At 42.7% G+C, this 5,971-nt stretch carries 6 protein-coding genes; all 6 read left to right on the top strand.

Annotated elements, in window-relative coordinates:
- Positions 1-1,256: hypothetical protein (locus PHF32_08475; protein MDD4560749.1), on the top strand; the 1,256-nt coding region annotated here is incomplete at its 5' end.
- Positions 1,253-2,431 (top strand): DegT/DnrJ/EryC1/StrS family aminotransferase, encoded by a 1,179-nt coding sequence (locus PHF32_08470; protein ID MDD4560748.1) that lies wholly within the window; start codon positions 1,253-1,255, stop codon positions 2,429-2,431. The genes PHF32_08475 and PHF32_08470, both read left to right, overlap by 4 nt.
- A complete protein-coding gene (locus tag PHF32_08465) occupies positions 2,424-3,434 on the top strand; it encodes a DUF354 domain-containing protein (protein MDD4560747.1) in 1,011 nt (336 codons plus the stop codon). The genes PHF32_08470 and PHF32_08465 overlap by 8 nt, the downstream gene beginning before the upstream one ends.
- Positions 3,434-4,558: a UDP-N-acetylglucosamine 2-epimerase (non-hydrolyzing) gene (wecB, locus tag PHF32_08460; protein MDD4560746.1), complete on the top strand. Its 1,125-nt coding sequence runs from the start codon at positions 3,434-3,436 to the stop codon at positions 4,556-4,558. Before PHF32_08465 ends, wecB begins: the two co-directional genes overlap by 1 nt.
- Before the next feature lie 31 nt (positions 4,559-4,589).
- Positions 4,590-4,958: a GxxExxY protein gene (locus PHF32_08455; protein MDD4560745.1), complete on the top strand. Its 369-nt coding sequence runs from the start codon at positions 4,590-4,592 to the stop codon at positions 4,956-4,958.
- 22 nt (positions 4,959-4,980) lie between these two features.
- On the top strand, positions 4,981-5,760 hold the full coding sequence (locus tag PHF32_08450) for a hypothetical protein (GenBank protein ID MDD4560744.1): 780 nt from the start codon (positions 4,981-4,983) through the stop codon (positions 5,758-5,760).
- The last annotated feature ends 211 nt before the right edge of the window (positions 5,761-5,971 follow it).

Here is a 5,971-nt window from a genome sequence, read left to right as displayed (position 1 = left end):
TAATTCCGACAAGTTCTCGAATCGTGAGATCAAATAGTACTTGTATGAGCAATGGAAATCTGACAACTAACAACTCATTACTGACAACTGGTAACTCGCAACTGACAACTGGCAAACCCGGTGTAATCATCATCGAGGGTCACGTCCAAGGCTTAGCCAATACCAGGTTACTCGGGAAAAGAGGCATTCCAGTAATCGTGGTTGATAAAGATGATTGTGTAGCGCGCTACTCAAGGTATTGCAAGGCGTATTACAAGTGCCCAGATTACTTAGGTGATGATTTTGCCGATTTCCTTTTGAGGCTCCATAAAGCATTTAACTTGCAGGATTGGCTACTGCTGCCCTCAAATGATCACGCAGTACATACCATTGCCAGGAACAAAGATAGACTCAGCAAATGCTATAAAGTTGTGACCGAAGATCTGGATGTTATTGAAAAAATCTATAACAAAAGGAAACTGCTTGAGATAGCAGATAAGGCTGGTATACCAATCCCGGCAACGGTAATGCCGGAACATGAGAATCCTACACAGGTTGAGCTAAGATATCCTATCTTGATTAAAGGTAATCAGGGGCTTAGCTTTTACAAGCGCTTTAAGCATAAGGCTCTTATGCTTGCATCTCCAAAAGATTTGGAACGAGTATGGGATACAACGCTCTCCGGTGCAGCTCCTCATGAATACTTCATCCAGGAAGTGATACCTTATGATCATAAGACAGTTTCTGTTACGGTATTTGCGGAGAAAGGTAATGTTCATGCATACTGGATGGGCGTTAAACTGCGGGAGCACCCGGTAACATTCGGTACAGCAACTTGCTGTCAAAGCGTGTTTGAAGAGGATTTGCTTGAGCAAAGCACGAAGCTGATGCAAGAACTAAATTACACAGGTGTCTGCGAGATAGAATGGCTTCGGGATAGCAGGGATGGCCTCCCTAAGCTGATTGAGATTAATGCTCGAACTTGGCTCTGGGTAGGTCTGGCCGCAAAATGTGGCGTTGACTATCCAAACATGATTTACGATTATGTGCATTCAGGCAGATTGCCTTCTGCAAGCAAATATGCCGTTGGAACTATATGGCTTAACTTATACACAGACACAGTTTACTCCATACTCCGGATCATAAAGAGAATTGATAGCCCAAAGACTGTTTTAGGGTCTTACAGAAGATTTACTGAAGCTACATGGTACTGGAAGGATCCGATTCCATTCTTCAAGTATGCGCTACTAATGGGGAGATTCATAAAGACCAGATGATTCCATATTATAGTCCCCATTTTGGTATTCTGGACTTGATTAAGACATTGGTATGTTTCAATGCTGAAGCCAAATTGGCAGATAAGTTCAGAACTCTGACAGGTAAGAAGCATATTCTTTTCACTTCTTCATGCAGGAGCGCTCTATATCTAGCATACAAAGCCATTGGGAAAAGAGGGATGGTTCATACCAGCCCTCTTACTTGTAAGGTTGCTCTTTTGCCAATTATTGCATCAGAAAACAAGATATTCTTTCATGATGTGAAGCAGAACGATTGGACACTTGATCCGAACGCGGTAAAAGCTGGAATACGTAAGGAAAGCATAGCCATTCAAGCTATACATTTTGGTGGATTCCCCTGTGATATGCACGCCCTGAGGCAGATCGCGGATGAGTATAACCTTGTGCTAATTGAAGATTGTGCTCAAGGCTATGGCTCAAGCTATGATGGTGTTGCTGCCGGACAAATGGGGGATATATCTTGTTTTACATTAACTAAGAACCTTTTCAGTTTGGGTGGCGGTGTTTTCGCTACAAATAATAAAGAATGGTATCTGAGGGCAAAGGAATTGCAGCAAGGTTTCGGAAACGAAAACAGGATAAAGATTGTATATAGAGTTATAATGGCTTTGCTAACAACATATCGTGCAAGGCCATTATTAGAGATGCTGTATCAGTTCATAAAAAAAAGGGTAAAGGATCTAGATGCTGTTGACGAACTGAATGTACTGGAAAAGGAGCTTACCAAGCCGGCCAAGTTATACTTGAAGAGTTGCTGGTCTAGATGGAGCACAATTCAAGCCCTTGTTGAGATTAGGAAAGAAGCCGCCAAGTCTTTGTTGAATGAAGTGGGTGTATCTAGTGAATTGAAACAAAGCAATCCATTATCTGAATCATCGTACACCAAACTATTTGTATTGTCGAGAAAGGGTTCACAGGAAAGCATCCAAGAATTGAATGAACAAGGTATTGAAGCAATGCATCTAGAGCATAAGCATTTGGTGAAATACCAAGCTAAGCTATTGTCTTATGCTGATTCAAATCTCCCAAGTTATTATCTGAAAGCATATGAAAACATACACGATAGATTACTAAGTTTACCGGTGGCAGAAGATACTCTCAATAAAAGCAAACACTTACAGTTAATTAACGCTATGAGAATGATTAATGAATAAGACAATATGGTTCGACATTACCAATACTCCTCATATAAACTTTTTTAAGCCCATTATCATGAGGTTGCGGGAAGACTATAAGCTCATCTATTCGCTGAAGGACTTCGCTGAGACAGTTCCCTTATTTGAGAAAGATATCCAGGAAAAATACGTCTTGATTGGAACACATAAGGGTAAGAAGAAGTTTAGCAAAGTGCTGGGGATGCTATCACGCATTAGTAAATTGAACTCAAGCATCTCCCATTTTGATATTAAGATTTCTATTGGTGGCGATTCTTCAAACTACTTAGCCAAGATTCGTAGAAAGAAGTCTATAACTTTTGATGACAATGAAACATCTTTCAATAGAAGGTATAGTCTCTTTACAGATATGGCTTTCTGGCCCAAGGCAATTCCTCAAGCTGAGCTTGCAAGACAAGGTTTTAAGCGGAATAAGCTATATCAGTATGATGGCTTCAAAGAAGACATTTACGTGGCTGATTATCATCCAGACGACAACTTCAGCAATAGTCTCCCTTTCGAACACTATGTGGTTGTTCGTCCCGAAAACTTACAAGCAAATTACATAGACAATGATTCCGCAAAACCAATCACACCTAAATTGCTTCAGGCTCTATCGAAAGCGGGTTACAACATATTGTACCTGCCAAGGTATGCCGTGGACAAGGCTTATGCAGAGGGAGTCAAGAATATCTACATTCCTAATAAGCCCATCAATGGCTTGGATGCATGCTATTATTCCGAGGGAGTATTGACCGGGGCGGGTACTTTTGCGCGGGAAGCAGCATGTCTGGGAGTGCCTTCTTTTTCTTTTTTTGCCGGGAAGTCATTACTGGCTGTCGACAAAGCCATGATCAGAGATGGCAAGATGTTCTTTTCCAGAGATGTGTCAGAGCTGATGGCACGGTTGAAAACAAGTAATCGAACCGATGTGGATTTGAATAGATCTAAAGTGGTTCAGGAAGAAGTAATAACGAAACTGAAAGAGGTTATCGAAGCTTGATAAAACAGATACATTTGATTGTAGGCGCCCGTCCGAATTTCATGAAGATGGCACCGCTTTACAAGGCGCTCAAAGAACGAAGAGATAGATATACGCCAGCCTTGATTCATACCGGGCAGCATTATGACGAAAAGATGTCCAAACTCTTTTTTGAGGACTTGGACATGCCGGAACCAGATGCATATTTACAGGTTGGGTCCGGGACTCATGGGCAGCAAACTGCGCGCATTATTGAGCGCTACGAAGAATACATCCTTTCCGGAAACAGACCTGATCTGGTGATCGTGGCCGGTGATGTGAACTCTACGATCGCTTGTGCACTGGTAGCAAAGAAGCTGCATATTCCTGTAGCCCATCTGGAAGCAGGCTTACGTAGCTTTGATGAAAGAATGCCGGAAGAAATAAACCGAGTTCTTACCGATAGGATATCAGATCTGCTTCTTACGCCGTCAGAGGATGGGGATGCTAATCTCCTGAAAGAAGGGGTTCCTGCTGAGAAGATTCATTTGGTGGGCAATATAATGATTGATTCCCTTGTGGAACATCGGGTCAAGGCAGATAGTTCAGAGGTAATGAGTGAGTTAGGTCTCTGTGATCATGAGCCCTATGTGTTGGTTACTTTGCATCGACCATCAAATGTGGATGAAGTGAGTGGTTTGGAAATGCTTTTAAATGCCTTTAGTGAGATAGGGAAGCAAATCAGGATCATATTCCCTATGCATCCCAGGACTAGTAAGAACATCGAACGGCTTGGCTTAAGTTCCAAACTGGCTGAGATTCCCAATCTTACTATCACTGAACCCATCGGTTATCTGGATTTCATGAAGTTACAGATGAACGCTAAGTTTATTCTTACTGATTCTGGCGGAATCCAGGAGGAATCAACCTTCTTTGGAGTTCCATGCCTTACGCTTAGAGAAAACACAGAACGCCCGATTACTATCACCGAAGGTACGAATCAATTAGTTCCGCTTGATAGCGAGAGTATTGTTCAGTATTCCATGACGATTCTACGGGGCGAGGTGAAGAAGGGAACTATACCTAAGTATTGGGATGGGAATACGGCGGAGAGAGTAGTGAAGGTGTTGGATAAGTGGTTTGGGTTTTGCCACCGAGAACACTGAATACACCGAATGGGTTTGAAGGATTGATTTCATGATATATGAGAAAGCGCTTAGTGATGGTGTGATTGGGTGTGCTATCACAGTTCATAAGGAGATCGGAGAAGGATGCCTGGAAAAGGTATACGAAAAGGCATTGTGTGTTGAGTTTGATTATCAGGGAATAAAGTATAGAACTCAAGTGCCACTTCCTGTGATCTACCGAGGTCAGATTGTTGGTGATTATATTGCTGATTTGATTGTTGAGGGAAAGATACTGCTGGAACTCAAGGCATGCAGTAGTATTGTTCCCGTGCATGAAGCTCAATTGATAAACTATCTGAAGTTAAGTGGTCTTAAAGTTGGTTACATACTAAATTTTGGCTATCCTGGAGCACTCAAATTCAAAAGGCTGGTACGATGATTCGGCGTCTTCGGTGTTTTCAGTGGCTATTGATTTAGTGGATCGAGATTTTACGGTACAGAAGTATTGCGAGTTGCTGGACGCCTTGATCCTAGCAGGCTATGAGTTTCAGACATTCAGAGATTATCTGAAGAACCCTTTGGAAAAAGTGGTGATCTTGCGGCATGACGTGGATAAGAAGCCGGGGAATTCACTGCGCTTTGCGGAGATCGAGCATGAGAAAGGACTTAGGGCTTCTTACTTCTTCCGTGTAGTTCCGGAATCGTTGCATGTGGATAAGCTGCTGGCGATCAAGGCCTTGGGGCATGAGATCGGCTATCATTATGAGGATATGGATCCCGCTAAGGGTGATCCCGAAAAGGCGATAAAAAGCTTTGTGCAGAATCTTGAGAAGCTGAGAAAGCTGGCACCCATTGATACGATTTGTATGCATGGCAGTCCACTTTCCAAGTATGATAATAAAGACCTCTGGCAGCACTATGATTATCATGAGTATGGGATCATCGGCGAACCTTATTTTGATCTGGACTATAGTAAAATCTTTTACATCACTGATACGGGTAGGAAGTGGAATAATCGGGATGCGAGCATCCGGGATAAGGTGGAAAGCCCCTTTGAGATTGAGGTGAGGAGTACTCAGCACTTCATTGAGCTGATTAAAGCGGGGAAGATGCCGGAAAAGATGATGATCAATACGCATCCGCAGCGGTGGAATGATGAGTGGGTGCCGTGGGTGGTGGAGCTGGTTTCTCAAACAGTGAAGAACCGAGTTAAGCGAATGTTGGCACGCAGAAAGAAATAGTTTTGGCGTTTTGGCGTTTTGGCGATTTGACGTTTTGACGATTTGACGATTTGGCGTTTTGGCGATTTGACGATTTGGCGTTTGGACGATTTGGCGATTTGAGGATATGGAGATATGAAGAGTTTTAAGGATTTGGATGTTTGGAATAAGGGGATTGATTTTGTGGCAGAGATAAGTGGTTTCACGCAGATACCGCAGATAAAAGCGCTGA

The sequence above is a fragment of the Candidatus Cloacimonadota bacterium genome (assembly GCA_028706475.1).
Classification (GTDB): domain Bacteria; phylum Cloacimonadota; class Cloacimonadia; order Cloacimonadales; family Cloacimonadaceae; genus UBA5456.
The sequence above is the reverse complement of the archived record's forward strand: the minus strand, read 5'-3'. Positions and strand labels throughout refer to the sequence as shown.

Excerpts from the sequence above, each read along its gene's own strand:
- PHF32_08455 (MDD4560745.1), top strand. The coding sequence starts at position 4,590 with ATGATATATGAGAAAGCGCTTAGTGATGGTGTGATTGGGTGTGCTATC.
- PHF32_08470 (MDD4560748.1), top strand. The coding sequence starts at position 1,253 with ATGATTCCATATTATAGTCCCCATTTTGGTATTCTGGACTTGATTAAG.
- PHF32_08465 (MDD4560747.1), top strand. The coding sequence starts at position 2,424 with ATGAATAAGACAATATGGTTCGACATTACCAATACTCCTCATATAAAC.